Origin of the sequence: Candidatus Brachybacter algidus, from assembly GCF_016707225.1 — a bacterium.
Taxonomy (GTDB): domain Bacteria; phylum Bacteroidota; class Bacteroidia; order Chitinophagales; family Saprospiraceae; genus Parvibacillus; species Parvibacillus algidus.
In genome coordinates, this window is the sequence record NZ_JADJID010000001.1 from 820,164 (window position 1) to 837,071 (window position 16,908).

General features: G+C 35.8%; 15 protein-coding genes and 1 pseudogene. 8 read left to right on the top strand and 8 right to left on the bottom strand.

The features are described 5' to 3' along the window. Nucleotides 1-16: 16 nt before the first annotated feature. The gene (gene ychF / locus IPI15_RS03355; protein WP_287400715.1) at nucleotides 17-1,111 is read right to left on the bottom strand and encodes a redox-regulated ATPase YchF; all 1,095 of its coding nucleotides are present in this window, start codon (nucleotides 1,109-1,111) and stop codon (nucleotides 17-19) included. 141 nt (nucleotides 1,112-1,252) lie between these two features. On the opposite strand from ychF, the gene IPI15_RS03360 reads away from it, so the two are divergent. Then, the gene (locus IPI15_RS03360; RefSeq protein ID WP_287400717.1) at nucleotides 1,253-1,846 is read left to right on the top strand and encodes an acyl carrier protein phosphodiesterase; all 594 of its coding nucleotides are present in this window, start codon (nucleotides 1,253-1,255) and stop codon (nucleotides 1,844-1,846) included. 432 nt (nucleotides 1,847-2,278) lie between these two features. On the opposite strand, the gene era is transcribed toward IPI15_RS03360, so the two are convergent. After that, entirely contained in the window at nucleotides 2,279-3,172 is an 894-nt protein-coding gene (gene era, locus IPI15_RS03365; protein WP_287400718.1) for a GTPase Era, read from the bottom strand. After that, the gene (locus tag IPI15_RS03370; protein WP_287400719.1) at nucleotides 3,169-3,777 is read right to left on the bottom strand and encodes a hypothetical protein; all 609 of its coding nucleotides are present in this window, start codon (nucleotides 3,775-3,777) and stop codon (nucleotides 3,169-3,171) included. The genes era and IPI15_RS03370 overlap by 4 nt, the downstream gene beginning before the upstream one ends. Nucleotides 3,778-4,043: 266 nt before the next feature. On the opposite strand from IPI15_RS03370, the gene IPI15_RS03375 reads away from it, so the two are divergent. Then, nucleotides 4,044-4,421, top strand: a complete 378-nt coding sequence (locus tag IPI15_RS03375) for a CBS domain-containing protein (RefSeq protein ID WP_287400721.1) — start codon at nucleotides 4,044-4,046, stop codon at nucleotides 4,419-4,421. 671 nt (nucleotides 4,422-5,092) lie between these two features. Then, nucleotides 5,093-6,003 (top strand): annotated as a pseudogene (locus IPI15_RS03385) (IS982 family transposase). Nucleotides 6,004-6,036: 33 nt separating this feature from the next. Here IPI15_RS03385 and IPI15_RS03390 read toward each other — a convergent pair. Continuing rightward, nucleotides 6,037-6,621 (bottom strand): toxin-antitoxin system YwqK family antitoxin, encoded by a 585-nt coding sequence (locus tag IPI15_RS03390; RefSeq protein WP_287400722.1) that lies wholly within the window; start codon nucleotides 6,619-6,621, stop codon nucleotides 6,037-6,039. 113 nt (nucleotides 6,622-6,734) lie between these two features. Here IPI15_RS03390 and IPI15_RS03395 point away from each other — a divergent pair, with 113 nt between their 5' ends. Together IPI15_RS03395 and IPI15_RS03400 are read left to right on the top strand one after the other, a co-directional pair. Continuing rightward, nucleotides 6,735-8,363 (top strand): DNA polymerase/3'-5' exonuclease PolX, encoded by a 1,629-nt coding sequence (locus tag IPI15_RS03395; RefSeq protein ID WP_287419186.1) that lies wholly within the window; start codon nucleotides 6,735-6,737, stop codon nucleotides 8,361-8,363. Nucleotides 8,364-8,503: 140 nt separating this feature from the next. Then, entirely contained in the window at nucleotides 8,504-9,010 is a 507-nt protein-coding gene (locus IPI15_RS03400; protein WP_287400725.1) for a DUF1573 domain-containing protein, read from the top strand. A 53-nt stretch (nucleotides 9,011-9,063) separates the two neighbouring features. On the opposite strand, the gene IPI15_RS03405 is transcribed toward IPI15_RS03400, so the two are convergent. From IPI15_RS03405 to IPI15_RS03420, 4 genes are all read right to left on the bottom strand, one after another. Continuing rightward, entirely contained in the window at nucleotides 9,064-9,879 is an 816-nt protein-coding gene (locus IPI15_RS03405) for an alpha/beta hydrolase (RefSeq protein WP_287400726.1), read from the bottom strand. Nucleotides 9,880-10,062: 183 nt separating this feature from the next. Then, nucleotides 10,063-10,791: a DNA repair protein RecO gene (gene recO, locus IPI15_RS03410; RefSeq protein ID WP_287400728.1), complete on the bottom strand. Its 729-nt coding sequence runs from the start codon at nucleotides 10,789-10,791 to the stop codon at nucleotides 10,063-10,065. Nucleotides 10,792-10,818: 27 nt separating this feature from the next. Continuing rightward, a complete protein-coding gene (locus tag IPI15_RS03415) occupies nucleotides 10,819-11,112 on the bottom strand; it encodes a hypothetical protein (RefSeq protein ID WP_287400729.1) in 294 nt (97 codons plus the stop codon). Nucleotides 11,113-11,120: 8 nt separating this feature from the next. Beyond that, nucleotides 11,121-12,656 (bottom strand): GH3 auxin-responsive promoter family protein, encoded by a 1,536-nt coding sequence (locus IPI15_RS03420; RefSeq protein WP_287400730.1) that lies wholly within the window; start codon nucleotides 12,654-12,656, stop codon nucleotides 11,121-11,123. Between the two features lie 292 nt (nucleotides 12,657-12,948). On the opposite strand from IPI15_RS03420, the gene pyrG reads away from it, so the two are divergent. Genes pyrG through IPI15_RS03435 form a run of 3 tightly spaced genes read left to right on the top strand, consistent with a single transcriptional unit; the run spans nucleotide 12,949 to nucleotide 16,829 of the window. Beyond that, the gene (gene pyrG, locus IPI15_RS03425) at nucleotides 12,949-14,574 is read left to right on the top strand and encodes a CTP synthase (RefSeq protein WP_287400731.1); all 1,626 of its coding nucleotides are present in this window, start codon (nucleotides 12,949-12,951) and stop codon (nucleotides 14,572-14,574) included. Next, the gene (locus tag IPI15_RS03430; protein ID WP_287400733.1) at nucleotides 14,574-15,101 is read left to right on the top strand and encodes an RNA methyltransferase; all 528 of its coding nucleotides are present in this window, start codon (nucleotides 14,574-14,576) and stop codon (nucleotides 15,099-15,101) included. Before pyrG ends, IPI15_RS03430 begins: the two co-directional genes overlap by 1 nt. Nucleotides 15,102-15,104: 3 nt before the next feature. Beyond that, on the top strand, nucleotides 15,105-16,829 hold the full coding sequence (locus IPI15_RS03435; RefSeq protein ID WP_287419187.1) for an ABC transporter ATP-binding protein: 1,725 nt from the start codon (nucleotides 15,105-15,107) through the stop codon (nucleotides 16,827-16,829). Nucleotides 16,830-16,908 lie beyond the last annotated feature (79 nt).

Sequence of the window (16,908 nt, forward strand, 5' to 3'; positions counted from 1 at the left end):
AAAATTTTAGATTCAATTATACGTTGAAACGGAAGTGCATTATGTCGCCATCTTTTACCACATATTCTTTGCCCTCGACACCCATCTTACCGGCTTCTTTGACAGCTGCTTCAGAGCCAAGTGTGATAAAATCATTGTAGCCGATTACTTCAGCACGGATAAAGCCTTTTTCAAAATCGGTGTGAATTACTCCTGCTGCTCCCGGAGCTTTAGTGCCGATAGGAATCGTCCAGGCTCTTACTTCTTTAACTCCTGCTGTGAAATAAGTAATTAAACCGAGTAACTTATATGCAGCAGTAATGATCTTATTCACACCTGGTTCAGATAATCCCATCGCTTCTAGAAATTCCTGACGCTCTTCTTTAGTCTCTAATTCTGCGATGTCAGCTTCGATGCTGGCTGTGATAAGCACTACTTCCGCATTTTCTGTAGCTACCAATTGTATAATTGCATCAGATAGTTCATTTCCTGTGTTTGCAGATTCCTCATCTACATTACACACATATAAAATGGGTTTTGCGGTCAAAAGTTGGAAAGATTTCACTTCTTCCGCTTCTTCTTCCTCGAGCTCCATCGATCTTACATTAAGCCCTTGTTCGAGGTGAGCACGAACTTTGTTGCCAAGATCGACTATTGTCTTCGCTGCTTTATCAAATTTTGCATTTTTTTGATATTTTTCGATCCTTTTGTCAAGCGTTTCAATATCCTTGAGTTGCAATTCTGTATCGATTACATCTTTGTCCCTAACAGGGTGAATAGAGCCGTCTACGTGTACCACATTGTCATCAACAAAACATCTGATCACATGAATGATGGCATCAACTTCACGTATATTGGCAAGAAATTGATTGCCAAGACCTTCGCCCTGACTTGCACCTTTTATCAAACCTGCGATGTCCAGGATCTCAACAGTTGTTGGTTGCACTTTCTGAGGATTAACGATAGCAGACAAGGCGTCCAATCTTTCATCAGGTACCGTGATAACTCCCAAATTTGGTTCTTTCGTCGCAAAGGGGTAATTCGCTGCAAGTGCCTTAGCAGACGTAAGTGCATTGAATAAAGTAGATTTTCCAACATTTGGCAATCCAACTATTCCACATTTTAAAGCCATAAAATATTCGTATTTTGGGCGCAAAGATAAATTTTATTTAGTCTTTTCTATATCTATCCTTCAACTTCGTTTGCAATATGATTTGCAACTGGCTTAAACAAAATACCTTTAAAAGACATTTGAAATGTCATAATCAGCAATATGAACTATTTAGCACATGCATTTTTATCTCCGAATGATCCTCATATCCTAACGGGCAATGTGGTGACAGATATGCTGAAAGGCCCTGTTCGCAATGAAATTGATATTCGTTTTCTTGATGGAATTGCGCTACACCGATTTATTGATAAATACACGGACGAACACCCTGTCAATGGAACATTTAAACATCTGTTGTACAGAAGATTTAAAAAATATTCCCCTGTAGTAAGTGATGTTTTTATGGATTATTTACTAGTGAGAAATTGGTCAAAATATAAAGAGGTTGATATTCAGCTGTTTATCCAAAATATTTATGATCAAATGTCATCTGTCATCAAAGAGTTGCCGGAAGAAATAAATTTACGTTTGAACAATATGATTCAACATGATTGGTTGAACGCGTATATGACAATAGATAGTGTCAATATGGTCTTTGATAGAATGCAGCACAAAGTTACTGACACAGAAATTATGAAAAGAGGAGCGGATTGGCTTCATGAAAACTTTGAAGAGGTGAATGAATTATTCTTACAGTTTTTTCCTGATCTGATTCAAATCGTTCATCAATATCAGTATACGAAGGAGAAGAAGTAATTTACAATGGGTAATAGGTAATGGGTAATGGGTAATAGGTAATCGGTAATGTTTAATGGGTTATGGAGGTAATTTGGTTTTGTTAATAGAGGAAGTTCAGTATAAAAGTTTGTTTCCAACCTTAGGCTTAAAACCCGGCAGGTCTAAATAAATCTGAGAATTGCTGAATGCAAATCTGAAAGTATATTAGTTCGACAATATATAAGTGATTAAAAAATAGTCACTGTAGGGACAGGTCGCGACCTGTCCCTACAGTGACCATTTTTTAATTTCAGAGAAAATAAAATAGGAAGCCCAGACAGAGCGTTTCCCTTCATCGAATTGCGAAAGATTTTCACGAAAAAACGCCTACTTCGCATCAGCAAAGTACTGCTTCAATTTAAGTACTCGGTAACTTTATTGTCAATTTTCCATTGTCAATTGTAAATTGCTTCAGTAACCAAAACTATTCAACTGCCTTTCGTCATCTCTCCAATTTTCCTTCACTTTGACGAAAAGATCAAGAAAGATAGGGTAGCCAAGGAATTCTTCGATCTCTTTTCTGGCGTTGGTGCCAAGTTGTTTGATTTTCTCTCCTTTTCGTCCTATTATAATGGATTTCTGAGTTGACCTTGAAACGAATATGGTTGCGTTCACATGGGCGAAAGGTTTACCATTTTTTTCAGATTCAGTAAAGCTATCAATATAAATTTCACAGGAATAGGGCACTTCCTGGCTGTAAAGTGACAATATTTGCTTGCGGATTAAATCTGCAACGAAAAATCTTTCATTGAGATCACTCAATTGGTCTTTAGGGTAATATTCTGGTCCGGGTGGAAGCAGGGATAATACCTTTTGCAACAATTCTTGCCTGTCTTTCTCCTCAAGAGCAGAAATTAACATGACTTCTGTCCATTCTACATCTTTCGGCCATTTCTCCAGCGCTGCTTCTTTATTTAAACTAGGTTCAAGATCTTTTTTATTGATAATCAGAAGTTTAGGTACATCCACTTTATTCATAATTCCACCTATTTGCTCACTCCATGGAGTTGGATCTGATATGTCCGCCATGTACAAAATCACATCGGCGTCTTCAAATGATTGGTAGATATAAGTATTCATTTTTTCCTGCATCCGATAAGCAGGTTTGTCAATGATGCCTGGAGTATCTGAAAATACTATCTGATGATCTGCATCATTCCATAAGCCGAGAATCCTCCTTCTTGTAGTCTGAGCTTTTCGGTTTGTAATACTTAGTTGCGCTTCAATCAATAAGTTGAGTAGGGTAGACTTACCAGCATTAGGCTTGCCAAGAATATTTACAAAACCAGATCTGTGTTCGTTCATTTTAATTTTTTTTGTTGCGGATTGACATCCAGCAATAGCTTTGGATGTTCTATAAACCTGTCTATCGCCTCATATAGTTGCATAGGAGTAAAGGCTCTCCAGTTGATGAGGTTCCATTGCTCCCCATATAGCAAATACTGAAAAAGTCGCGTTTGATTCATTTCATCTACGACATGTTTCTGCACACCTAACATTACGATCCAACCAGCTTCATCTTTTACATCCTCATACCACTCTTCATAATAACTGTCATCAGATGCATGGAAATTGAGCACATGCTCACTGATCATTATGAATTTTGATATTTTTTTGTTGATCATAGTGTCAATGATCTCCCGCTTTAGTTCCATTACATCATTATGCAGGGTATCATTCCATTCACCAATGAGTTCAATAATGGCATAGCCTTCCTCATAATCTACGAAAAGTACCTTTAAATATAGGGTACTGGATCCAAATTCATCCCATTGAGGATGTATGTAGTAGTTATAAACTTTGTTGGTAAATTGGAATTCATCTGACTCTTGGCCGAAGAATAGCGATAATTCATCGTCTGCGGCAATGTAATAATCACGCCATTGATAATAAGGTTCTATATCGTGCATAGTTCTCTAAAGGATCAAATGTAAAAGAAATAATTATTTATAGATGTTATTTTAAAGCCATATTGGTCGAATTTGTTTAATACTATTCAAATAAATCGAAAGTCAATTTCTTTTTTCTATCTTAAGTATCACAAATTTAGCAATATAAAGGTTAAAAAAATAAATATATGATTTCCTTAGTTGTTAAATACATACATATTCTTTAATATTACAATGTAAATATAAAATATTAGTGTGTTATGATGAATGAACCGATTTCAGGGATAATGTCTACAAAGTTAGTGACAATTGACCCTGAAGAACCTCTTACGACAGTCAAAGAATTATTTTCAGGGAAAAGAATTCATCATTTACCTGTAGTTGAGAATGGTAAATTGATTGGTTTGATCACTACAGCCGACTTGCTTTGGTTAAATATGGGTTTTGAACAGTATCACACTGTGAAAGTAAGAGATGTAATGACAAAAAAACTTGCAACTCTTGAACCTACTGATAAAATTGGTTCTGCTGCTGAGTTGTTCCTTCTTAACAGGTTTCATGCTGTTCCTATCGTAGTAAATGGCGACCTCATTGGCATTGTTACTTCTTTCGATATTCTCAAGTATGAGTTTAAAAAAGAATATCCAACCCAATTAATCGATTAGAAACAATTTATTCAACTTTTTTTATAAGCTTGCTTTTAGTATTGACAATTAATGATGTGTATCATTGATTGCTAAATAGTTGAATGTATTTAAAATCTTTTCAATATTTTACCCGACAATATTTGCTAAAAACAACCATCGAAGTTTAATTCTCCTATATCTCAACGCAAAACGTTGTTGATCAGGACTATGTAAATAATAAAAATTATACATATCAATAACTCCCCCTTGGCCCCTCTTGCAGAAGCTAGGGTTTATACATAAGAATTTATCAATAAAAGGCTTAACTAGAATATTAAGATAATAGTTTGTTATTGAGTAACTTATGAGCAAAATTAATTTAACAAACACCCGAACGTAGGTTAACCTGCGTCGCTGTGTCACCATAATTTACTTTGAAATAAACAAAAAAAGATGTGTATAAACTCTAGCTTGCAGAAGGGATATTGTACTTAACGACTTTTTATATCATAAATATCATCGGCATCTGCGTTCCAATTGTTCAAGTTATCTTTTTGATTTTGGAAGCAAAGCATTACAGGTGAACTAACTTCTACTTACTAATTTAACGTGAATAATGGATAAGAAAAAAGGCTAAATATTATAAAAATAGGAGAATATTTAATATATTAGTGTCTGACAAACAACAATATAAATCAAATAATTCTCCTATGGATAAGCACAAAGTTATAGAAATTTTCATTACTGTTGACGATTTTTGCAAAGGATTTGATGAAATTGAGTGCAAAAGGGCTATTTCAACTGGAAATAAGAAATTCAGAAATAGAAAATCATCATTGTGTCTATCAGAAAAGATGACGATTTACATTTGCTTTCATTTGAGTTCTTATACCAATTTTAAAAGATACTATAATGAATTGGTTTTAGTTCATTGGAGAGATCTGTTTCCTGGATTGGTTACATATGAGCGATTTAATCAGACACAAAACCGACTTTTGTTCCATTGTTGATGTTTTTGAAAGACAGATGTTTGGGAGCATGCACCGGAATTAGCTTTATTGACTCAACAACCTTAAATGTTTGTCACATAAAAAGAGAAAAGCAGAACAAGGTTTTCAAAGGTTTTGCGACTAAATCTAAAAGCACAATGGGCTGGTTTTTTGGGTTTAAACTTCACCTGATCATTAATGACAAAGGTGAGTTGTTGAACTTCTACCTGTCCAAGGCAAATGTAGATGACAGGAATCAAGACATTCTCTCCGTAATGGTAAAAGAAGTTTTCGGAAAACTCTTCGGCGACAGAGGATATATATCTGACAAACTAGCCCAATTCCTATGGAATGATGGTGTAGACTTGATCTTTAAAAGACGTAAAAACATGAAGTCTATGAACTTATCTGATAACGATAAGGTGCTGCTGAGAAAACGAGCACTAATAGAATGTGTCAATGACGAATTGAAAAACCAATGTAACATACAGCACACCAGACATAGAGCTCTGCAAGGATTTTTGAACAATGCGATTTCTGCTCTCTGTGCATATCATTTCTTTCCTAAAAAACCTAGCATTAAATTAAGCACAACCGAACTCTCTAAAGAGGTATATTTGAATGTTGCTTAACCATTATTCACGTTAATTTATAATTTTATACGACTACTTTATTACCTCGCCGTTTCTATAGTTTGCCTGAAGTATGATTTGTTTATTCTCATCGTAGACTATGTACTTGCCGTCTTGCTTGCCATTGACGAAGTTTCCAATTCTTTGTAATTTACCTGTAGGAAAGAATCCTCTAAATATGCCATCTAACTGTCCATTCTTATAGCTCATTTCCTCTACCGGACTTCCTTGTTTGTATGTGACTCGCTTACCATGAAGTTTGCCATCGAGAAAGCTTTCATACATATCTACTCTTCCGGAATTATTAAGGAGATAATGAAGGCCATTTAATTTACCATTCTCATATGTCCAGATTTCTTTTGGTTTAGTATTTGGTGCATAAAATTGAGCCCAGGTTCCTACTTTTTTGTCCCCTTCCACCATACCTTGCTCTTCCAAAAGTCCTTGAGGGGTCATTTTAGTTAGCATTTTCCGATCTGATCCAGGAATATCTTCAACAGTATATTCACTTAGATTGACAGTTGTAGAGAGCCCATCATCCTGAGCAGATTCTTTTTTACAGGAAAATAAACTAACAAATAAAAAAGCACATAAGGTTATGAAGCCAATTCTATACATTTTACATTATTTTGTGCAAAAGTATTAAATGGTAGACACTTTGATCATAGACTATCATTTAATAATATCACAATAAGTAATTTATTGGTTTGCTTCAAAAATAAAATCTGGATATGCAGAATAGTGAGATTGTCTATAAAATTAAACTCCTTGGGAATTTACTTGAGCTTCATGATGAAAATCCTTTCAAAGTCAGAGCGTTGCAAAATGCTTACAATACGTTAAAAAAAGTAGCTGATCCAATTTCAACAATGGCTCCTGAGGCGCTTGGTGCACTCCCCGGTATAGGGAAAGCTATTGTTGCTGCGATCAAAGAAATGAGTGAAACAGGTTCGATAAAGGAGTTGGATCATCTTCTGGAGAAAACACCTGAGGGCATCGTAGAAATGTTCAATATAAAAGGAATAGGACCTAAGAAAATAGCACAATTCTGGCATACTATGGGCTTGATGAGTGTGGGAGAGTTGATATATTACTGCATTGAAAACAGATTAAAAGATGCTAAAGGCTTTGGAGAGAAGAGTCAAAAGGACATTCTTGAAAAAGCACAACACTACCTAAGTTCAAAAGGGAAATGGCTTTATGGAAGACTTGAACCAATTTTGAAAGACTTGGAAGTTGCCCTGAATTCGTCAGAGATCACAAGATTTCAGTTGACAGGACAAGCCTATCGAAAATCGCAGATCGTGGATGAAGTAATTTATATAGTTGATGCTGAAGAATGGCCTGTTTATATTGAAGGTTTTGAACTCAATGATCAGGATGATGATTCAATGATAGGCGTTTACAAAGAAGAGTTGCTGGTAACATTTCTATTAAGTGTAGAGGATTTGTCAAAGGAGGCATTTATCCAATCATTTTCAGAAGACGTTGCTATCGAAACTTTATTTGACATTAGTAAATTGCCGTTTGGTAAAGATAACGACAGAGCCATTTTTGAAGCATTAAACTTACCGTACATCATTCCAGAATTGCGATGGAACCAGGATTTATTTCATTTGAAGGGGGAGGAATTGATAAAAGAAGAAGATATCCGCGGAGTGGTTCATTGTCATACTACTTATTCTGATGGCATCCATACTGTAAAAGAAATGTGCAATTACGCTCAGGATAAAGGCTATGAATATATAGTAATTACAGATCATAGTCAATCAGCTTTTTATGCTAGCGGGCTAATAATAGAGAGGGTAGTGCAGCAGCATATCGAAATAGATAAGGTTCAAAAAGACTTCCCAAATCTGAAAATTTTTAAAAGTATTGAGTCTGATATACTGAATGATGGTTCACTTGACTATCCCGAGGATGTGCTTAAATCCTTTGATCTTGTAATAGGTAGTATTCATTCTGTATTGAATATGGATATAGAAAGGGCTACCACAAGACTAGTCAAAGCGATAGAAAATCCCCATATGCATATTTTGGGGCACATGACAGGAAGACTTCTTCTTTCAAGAAAAGGATACCCTGTTGATTATGATAAAATTTTCGATGCATGTGCCGCTAATAATGTCAGTATAGAATTGAATGCCAATCCTCAGAGGCTTGATATGGATCACACCATGATTGCAAAGGCAGTAGCGAAGGGGATTAAAATAAGTATTAATCCTGATGCACATAGCATGCATGGTATTGACGATATTCGATACGGTGTAATAGCTGCGAGAGCAGGTGGATTGAGAAAAATCGATACCTTAAATGCTGTTTCGGCAACAAAATTTCTTAATTTACTGAAGAAAAAATAAGGTTTAAATAATGTATTATAAATATTGACTATGTTAATAATTACCAAAACCCGCTCCATAACAGACTTAAACCGCGATTTACCTGTTTGTGTGTATTATCTTTGCTAAAATTTTTAACTCAAAACTAAATCTAAATAAAAATGAAGTCATTATTTTCTTTCGCAAGCTTTGTCTTGTTACTTTCTTTTACATCTTGTAAGTCTGATTCAACAGCTACTGCTGGAACAGCTGAAGCTAAAGCTGAAGGCGCAGTGTCAGATAAAGAAGCTACAGGCAATCCTAACGAGGTAGTAACTCCTACAGGTCCAACTACTACTATGACATTGGATAAAACTGATTACAAGTTTGATAATGTAAAGGAAGGTGATATCGTTGAAACTTCTGTAAAAATAACAAATACAGGTACAGAACCTTTGGTTATAGTTAGTTGCAAAGGTAGCTGTGGTTGTACGACTCCTAAATGTCCTACTACACCGATCGCTCCTGGTCAGTCTGCAGACGTTCCTATTAAATTTGACACACATGGTAAGCCAGGTTCTCAATCAAAAGATGTAACTATTACTGCTAATACTGTTCCTGCTCAAACAAAGTTCAGGATTCATGGAGAAGTAGATAGAGTGAAAAAAGATGGTGACGATAAAAAATAATTAAAGTTCAATCACTGAATAATAATATCGAAGCGGTCTGAGAAATTAATTTTTCAGGCCGTTTTGCTTTTAGACAAATAATGGCTTGCGAGTGGACTTAAAACCCAATCCAGGAAAACTGGCATGATATGACCCCATGTAAATGGATCATGGGTTCCATTTTTTACTTCACAATATGTCAGATCTTTATCCTTAATAAAACCTTTCTTTTCAAGACAATGAATCACATCGAGGGTATCGTCAATAGAATCAATGATGCCATTGCCATTTCGGTCACAATCTTCATCCTTTGTACCTGCCTGAAACCAAAATCTTTGCCCTGTTTTTAATGCACTTCTTTCAATATATTCATGCATGATTCTGCATCCATCAGGGTCATCATCTGTGAATGGCTCATAGCGCCACCAAAAACTACCGGAAAACACTCCGATAAAGCCAAAAAGATCTGGATTATGCAGTGAAATATCCATGGCGGAAAGTCCTCCCATAGAGAATCCTGCAAATCCGGTCTTGGACTTTTCTAGTTTTAACTGGAGATTAGATTTTAAATATGGAACAAATTCATTGATGATAAAGCTTCTATATTCCAAGGCTTTATTTCCACGGTTTTTATAATCATTTTTATAAGAACATCCATATTCATTTATCCTATCACCTGCATCAATACCTATGATGACTATTGGAATATGTGGATATTTTGCCTGATAGAATTCAAAAGTCTGGGATATCTTAAGAGCGTTAAAATCTTGTCCATCATTGAAGATTATTGTTATAGGTGTTATTGATGGATCATAGGCACTTTTAAAGATATGTGACTTTACTACCCTTTTTAAATATTTAGATGTGATGTGGAATGTCGATCCAACCATGTTAGAATTGTAGAATTAGTTTTGGAATACGCTTAATTCAGATAGTTTTTGATTGAGTATTGTCGTGCAATATAAGAAGGTGTTTTTAAATATTGACTTATATTTAATATTAATTTTACAAATATGAAAAGTCTAATGTGCACGAAGTTTTCATTCAGCATCATATTTTAGGTTCAAAATTGCTTATTCGAATACAGTCTTCAATACGTCAAGACTCTGTATATTATTGAAATTATGTATATGGATCTTAAAATATTCTAAAAGGTTATCGAGCATATTATTTTTCAAATTTCTACCCATTATCACCTCATCTATCTGCTCAATAGGTAATTGTTCCAATTCCCTCAATAATTGCATCATCTTTTCATCGAAATAAAAACCATGATTTGGTGGCACGTTAAGTATATCTCCAGATCTGATATCGTAGAATTGATCTGACCCAATTTTCTTTTGTATCAGAGAAAACCCTGAATAAACTTTTAAATGGACAGTGTACCATAAATGCAAAGACCAGGCATGATGACTATTTTCTAGCATTTCCAGTGATACACTCAACAAATCATATATTTCGCTATGATTTTCATATTTGTTGACAACTTTTCTTGTTACTTCAGCCATATACATACTCATGGCTATTTTACGCATATCACTGTAAATAGATATCCACAACCTATTAGATCTTATTTCTTTTAGCTGAAAAAGCTCCGTATCTTCTTTTAAATAGAAGTCGATGTCCACAGCAGCCATAAGTTGAACCGAGGAAGGGGAGGTGCGGCTTTTAGCTTTTCTGACACTTTGGATAATAAATGATTTTAATCCAAAATTTTCTGTCAAAATATCCAGTATGAGTGAGGTCTCACCATATTTGAATGACCGAAGTACGATGCCCTTCTCCTTTCTTAATTTGCTCATTTCGCTAATCCGCTCAAGGCTTCTTTTCTATTTCTTTCGACTGTATTCTTGCTGCGTTTTTATTCTTAGCAACTGCCGGTCAATGATCAATCTTGCCAAACCGATATTTGGAAATTCTTCTGTAAAAGGAGACATGGCTTGCTTAATCTTATTTTCGTCTACATCCAACCTGTATAGATAGCTGAATAAGAGATCAGGGCTATTGGATAACATTGTTTCCACTTCAATGCTCATTGCTTCGAGTGCATCAGCATATTCTTTTGATTCTTTTTCGAAAAGAATCGGTACTAAGGATTTTGTATATTCCTGTATTTCATCCATGTTTTAAATTATCTTTTGACTGTGGTACGCAGCTGGCTGTGATCCAGAAGGGCTTCAATAAATTCACGATGATTAGCAAGTCTTGGTACTTTATGCTGGCCGCCTAGTTTATTTCTGGATTGAAGCCATTTGTGAAAAGTCCCTTTAGGTACATTTATCAATTTGAGAGGTAGAAGTGCGAGATCATATGCGCGTTTAGCATCGTAATCAGAATTTAATTTCCTAAGATTTTCGTCCAGTACGATAGCAAACTTTGCAATATCATGTGGTTCTTTATCAAATTCAACTACCCATTCGTGGCCTCCTTTATCGCTTTCTGACATATAAATTGGTCCCGCAGTATAATCTGATATTGTTGCATCGAAGGTTTGACAGGTTAGGCCTATAGCCTTGTCTGTGTTGTCTACCATGACTTCTTCTCCGAAAGTATTAATGAAGTGCTGCGTACGTCCTTTAATTTTGAATTTAAAGGGTGTTTTGCTGGTGAATTCCACTACATCGCCTACTTTGTAACGCATAAGGCCATTATTGGAGGTGATAACGATAGCATATGGCGTATTCAGATCTACTTCAGCTAATGTTAATGAATACGGATCTGATTTTTCCCATTCAGAAACCGGTAGAAATTCGAAGAAAACACCGTTGTTGATTAGCAGCATCATTCCATCTTCTGATAAACCATCCTGTACACCAAAAAAACCTTCACTTGCATTATAAATTTCCTGATAGACAAATTTATCTGAAGGAATCAGTTTTTTAAATTGTTCTAAATACGGATTGAAGCCCACACCTCCATGGAAATAACCTTGCAGATTCGGCCAGATCTCCAACATATTTTCTTTTCCGGTATGTTTAATTAATTCACGGAAAATCACCAATAACCATGTGGGCACTCCACCTACCATCACTACATCCTGATCTAATGTGATTTTTGTAATCCGCTTAATCTTTTCTTCCCAATCTGGAAGCATTGCAGTTTCAAAGTCTGGAGTATAAAAGGACCTTGCCACGCTGGGCATGTTTTTAGTCATTATAGCAGAAATATCTCCTATAATGGTTTTGGGATTTTGTTCATAATGCGAAATGGAACCACAAACAACTAAGGACTTCTTGTTGAAAAGTTCTGCGTCCGGTCTTTTATCGTAGAAAAGTGCGAGACTATCCCAAGAGCTTTTGATGTGGTTTTTAAAAAGATTTACTCTAGGAACCGGTATGAATTTGCTTTTATCATTTGTCGTTCCTGATGATTTTGAAAAAAAACGAACACTTCCGCCTACAAGGACATCGTTTTCACCTTTCATCATCCGTTCGATGTACGGTTTTAATTCTTCGTACCCGGTCACTGGTAATGCCTTCTGGAAGGTAGCAATATTATTTACTTGCCGAATGTTATGAAGCTTTCCGTATTTGGTATTTTTGAAGTTTGCGAGTAATTTTGAAAAGACTTTTTCTTGTGTAACTATAGGTGTTGACGCTGCCTTGTGCAACGAATGATGCACATATTTTAGATAGGTTTTTACTGCAAGGTTTAATAATTTAGACATAGGATATCTTTTCCAACCTGGACAAATATAATACGTTTTGACAAAATGGAACTATTTAGATATATGCATTATAATTCTAAATAACACATTTGCCTACTATAAAATTAATTTAATCATTTTTTTGATAAAATTTAGTCTAATATTTCTTTTGAATCAAAGAGGTTAAATTAAAAATATCAAAAATTTATAATGCTGCTATTGACTTTAGGATATAAAAATCGATGCAGTTGGTATTTGAATGTTTGTATATAAACTTTTTATCTACCTTTACAGCCCGTAACAACGTTTTAAAATGCAGACTAAATTTATTTTTGTTACGGGCGGAGTAACTTCTTCTCTCGGAAAGGGCATAATATCAGCCTCTTTAGCCAAATTACTCCAAGCAAGGAATCTTCGTGTCACTATACAGAAATTTGACCCATATATCAATGTAGATCCGGGAACAATGAATCCATATGAACATGGTGAATGTTTTGTGACTGATGATGGCGCCGAAACAGACCTTGACCTAGGCCATTATGAAAGATTTCTAAACATAAGAACTAGTCAGGCCAATAATGTTACAACCGGTAAAATATATCAAACTGTTATCAAACAAGAGCGGGCAGGAAAGTATCTTGGTAAGACAGTTCAAGTCATTCCTCATATCACAGATGAGATAAAACGACGTATAAAATTACTTGGTGAAACAGGTGATTATGACGTGGTAATCACAGAGTTAGGAGGGACTGTAGGTGATATTGAATCTCTCCCTTACATGGAATCTTTAAGACAATTAAAGTGGGATTTGGGTGCGCAGAATACACTAGTCATCCATCTTACATTGTTACCATATCTAAGTGCGGCACAGGAACTTAAGACAAAACCAACTCAACATTCAGTGAAGGAATTGCAAAGTCTTGGTATACAACCTGATATCCTTGTGTGTAGGACTGAAAAACCAATTAGTCAAGAGATTAAACAGAAGCTTGCACTCTTCTGTAATGTCGAGCAAGGTGCTGTAATTGAATCCATTGATGCTTCGTCAATTTATGAAGTGCCATTGTTGATGGAAAAAGAAGGTCTGGATACCCTTGTGCTTAAGAAATTTGGCTTTGAAAATAATGTAGTTCCCGATCTCGAGAAATGGAAAGTTTTCTTATCCAAACTTACATATCCTAAAAAAGAAGTCAATATTGCTTTAGTTGGAAAATACATTGAACTCAAGGACGCCTATAAGTCTATATATGAATCATTTATACATTCAGGAGCAGCCAATGAGTGTAATGTGAAAGTCGAAGCTATCCACTCAGAAGACCTTTTAGATGAAGAATCTTGTGTCAGACTCTTAAAAAATAAAGACGGAATATTAGTTGCTCCGGGATTTGGATCCAGAGGGATTGAAGGCAAGTTGAATGCAATCAGATATGTCAGAGAAAATAAGATTCCTTTCTTTGGCATATGCCTTGGAATGCAGTGCGCAGTAGTGGAGTTTGCTCAAAACGTAGCAGGAATGAAAGGAGCTGCATCAACAGAAACAAATACTAAGACTCCATTTCCGGTAATCGCTTTAATGGAAGATCAAAAAAATATCAAGAAAAAAGGTGGAACGATGCGTCTTGGTGCTTACAATTGTCAAATTACAAAGGGGAGTAAAGCTGATTCCGCCTATCACGAATCCTTAATTCAGGAGAGACATAGACATCGCTGGGAATTAAATAATGAATACAGATCCAAATTACAAAAGGCAGGATTAGTGATATCAGGAGTAAATCCGGAGAATGATCTTGTTGAAATCATCGAACTTGAAGATCATCCTTGGTTTGTGGGTGTTCAATTCCATCCGGAACTTAAAAGTACGGTAGAAATACCTCATCCTTTGTTTGTTGAATTTGTAAAAAAGGCCATTGAATATCATGAAAGTCATCAAATGTCTTGATGGAACAAAAATCATATGAGGTATTGAACAGGGTTTCTTTAGAGACCTTTAAGGAGCAGGAAAAGTATCCTGTTGTGATCATCCTGGATAATCTCCGTTCAGGTTTGAATATTGGTTCAGCCTTTAGAACAGGAGATGCCTTTGGTATTAAAAGTATTGAATTGTGCGGTATCTCAGCCACGCCTCCTCATAAAGAAATACTAAAGACCGCTCTTGGTGCATCAAATTCCGTGGAGTGGCATTATCACAATTCTACTGAACTTTGTATCAAGGAACTTAAACAAAAAGGGTTTGAGGTGATTGCCGTGGAGATGACCACAGATTCTACCTCCCTTGAACATAAAATATTCCCCAAAACACCACTGGCATTGATCTTTGGTAATGAAGTGATGGGAATATCTAAAGATATACTTTCATTATGTGATGGTGCTGTTGAGATTCCTCAAGTAGGCACTAAACATTCATTCAACATTTCTGTAAGTTTGGGAATTGTTTTATGGGAATATTTTCGGCAAGTGAGATTATAAATCATGGAAAATCAATTACTAAAAGTTAAGGACCTTCGGATTGCTTTTAATACAGAAGGAAGAATAAATGAGGTGATCAAAGGCATTGATCTCAATATAAATAGAGGGGAGATCATAGGATTAGTCGGTGAGTCAGGATCCGGTAAATCTGTCACCGGACTGTCATTATTAGGATTGCTGCCAGCTGACAATGCAAAGATCACAGGTTCTATTGAATATAATCACGAAGGGAAGACTAAGCAACTTATTGGATTAGAGGATAATCTATTTCGCAAGATTAAAGGCAAGTCGATCTCAATGATATTTCAGGAGCCGATGTCTTCACTTAATCCAGTATTTACTTGTGGATATCAAGTAGATGAAATGACCAGGCTGCACTTAAAATATTCAAAACAACAGGCTAAGGATGCGACATTAGATTTTTTTAAAAAAGTGGGACTGCCTGAGCCTCTTCGAATATACAATAGCTATCCGCACCAGATCTCAGGAGGCCAGATTCAGCGTGTGATGATAGCGATGGCTATCAGCTGCCATCCTGATTTATTGATTGCGGATGAACCAACAACGGCCCTTGATGTGACTATACAGAAGAAGATCCTGGATCTTTTGGTGAATATCAGGGATGAGTTTGGAATATCAATCTTATTTATCTCGCATGACCTTGGTGTCATAAGATCTATTACTTCCAGGGTCAATGTGATGTATAAAGGTTCAATTCTGGAAGAAGGATTGACAGAAGAAGTATTAAAACATCCTAAGCATCTTTATACACATGGATTAATTGCTTGTAAACCTCCACTTTATCAACAATTCGAAAGATTACCCGTAGTTTTCGATTTTGTAAATATTAGTGACCGCGATGGATCTTTGGCCTTTACTCAAAAGGAAGACAAGAAGTCTCTTGAAAGGAAGCACTTAGTAACTCCTGACCGTGATGCAGAGCCAATATTAAGAGTTGAGAACCTCACAGTAAAATATCCTCTAAAGAAAAATTTCTGGGGGAAAACAACTAATTATTTAAATGCTGTTGATGACTTATCATTTTCTATTCAAAAAGGGGAGTCACTAGGTGTAGTGGGAGAGAGTGGTTGCGGAAAATCTACGCTTGGCAGGACATTAGTGCACCTGGAGCAAGCTGCATCCGGTAAGGCATTCCTTTATGGTAAAGAGTTATTTAGTCAATCAGAATCAGCCTGGAAGCAAACAGCAAAAAAAATTCAAATTATTTTTCAAGACCCGTATTCTTCATTGAATCCCAAAATGAAGGTTGGAGAGGCTATAATGGAGCCAATTATCGTTCATAATCTATTTAAAACCAAACAGGAAAGAACTTCTCGCTTGCATAGTTTGCTCGATCAGGTAGGATTATTAAAAGAACATGCTGGTCGATATCCACATGAATTTAGTGGAGGACAGCGTCAGAGGATTAGTATAGCAAGAGCATTAGCCCTTGAACCAGAGCTACTCATCTGTGATGAATCAGTGGCTGCACTTGATGTAAGCGTGCAATCACAGGTGTTAAATTTGCTTAAAGACCTGAAGGAAGAGTTAGGTCTTTCCTTGCTCTTTATCACTCATGATATGTCTGTGGTTAACTTTATAGCGGATAGAATTTTTGTCATGAACCAAGGAAAAATAATGGAATCAGGTGTCACTCAGGATGTGATTAACAGCCCTCAGAATGATTATACCAAAAGATTAGTAGAAGCTATCCCTAACTGGGCTTGATTAACTTCACATTCATATTCTTAGAAATAATTACCTTTGTTCTTTTCGTTAATCAATGGAGAATAGATAAAATAGAATT

Excerpts from the sequence above, each read along its gene's own strand:
- ychF (WP_287400715.1), bottom strand. The coding sequence starts at position 1,111 with ATGGCTTTAAAATGTGGAATAGTTGGATTGCCAAATGTTGGAAAATCT.
- IPI15_RS03360 (WP_287400717.1), top strand. The coding sequence starts at position 1,253 with ATGAACTATTTAGCACATGCATTTTTATCTCCGAATGATCCTCATATC.
- era (WP_287400718.1), bottom strand. The coding sequence starts at position 3,172 with ATGAACGAACACAGATCTGGTTTTGTAAATATTCTTGGCAAGCCTAAT.
- IPI15_RS03370 (WP_287400719.1), bottom strand. The coding sequence starts at position 3,777 with ATGCACGATATAGAACCTTATTATCAATGGCGTGATTATTACATTGCC.
- IPI15_RS03375 (WP_287400721.1), top strand. The coding sequence starts at position 4,044 with ATGTCTACAAAGTTAGTGACAATTGACCCTGAAGAACCTCTTACGACA.
- IPI15_RS03390 (WP_287400722.1), bottom strand. The coding sequence starts at position 6,621 with ATGTATAGAATTGGCTTCATAACCTTATGTGCTTTTTTATTTGTTAGT.
- IPI15_RS03395 (WP_287419186.1), top strand. The coding sequence starts at position 6,735 with ATGCAGAATAGTGAGATTGTCTATAAAATTAAACTCCTTGGGAATTTA.
- IPI15_RS03400 (WP_287400725.1), top strand. The coding sequence starts at position 8,504 with ATGAAGTCATTATTTTCTTTCGCAAGCTTTGTCTTGTTACTTTCTTTT.
- IPI15_RS03405 (WP_287400726.1), bottom strand. The coding sequence starts at position 9,879 with ATGGTTGGATCGACATTCCACATCACATCTAAATATTTAAAAAGGGTA.
- recO (WP_287400728.1), bottom strand. The coding sequence starts at position 10,791 with ATGAGCAAATTAAGAAAGGAGAAGGGCATCGTACTTCGGTCATTCAAA.
- IPI15_RS03415 (WP_287400729.1), bottom strand. The coding sequence starts at position 11,112 with ATGGATGAAATACAGGAATATACAAAATCCTTAGTACCGATTCTTTTC.
- IPI15_RS03420 (WP_287400730.1), bottom strand. The coding sequence starts at position 12,656 with ATGTCTAAATTATTAAACCTTGCAGTAAAAACCTATCTAAAATATGTG.
- pyrG (WP_287400731.1), top strand. The coding sequence starts at position 12,949 with ATGCAGACTAAATTTATTTTTGTTACGGGCGGAGTAACTTCTTCTCTC.
- IPI15_RS03430 (WP_287400733.1), top strand. The coding sequence starts at position 14,574 with ATGGAACAAAAATCATATGAGGTATTGAACAGGGTTTCTTTAGAGACC.
- IPI15_RS03435 (WP_287419187.1), top strand. The coding sequence starts at position 15,105 with ATGGAAAATCAATTACTAAAAGTTAAGGACCTTCGGATTGCTTTTAAT.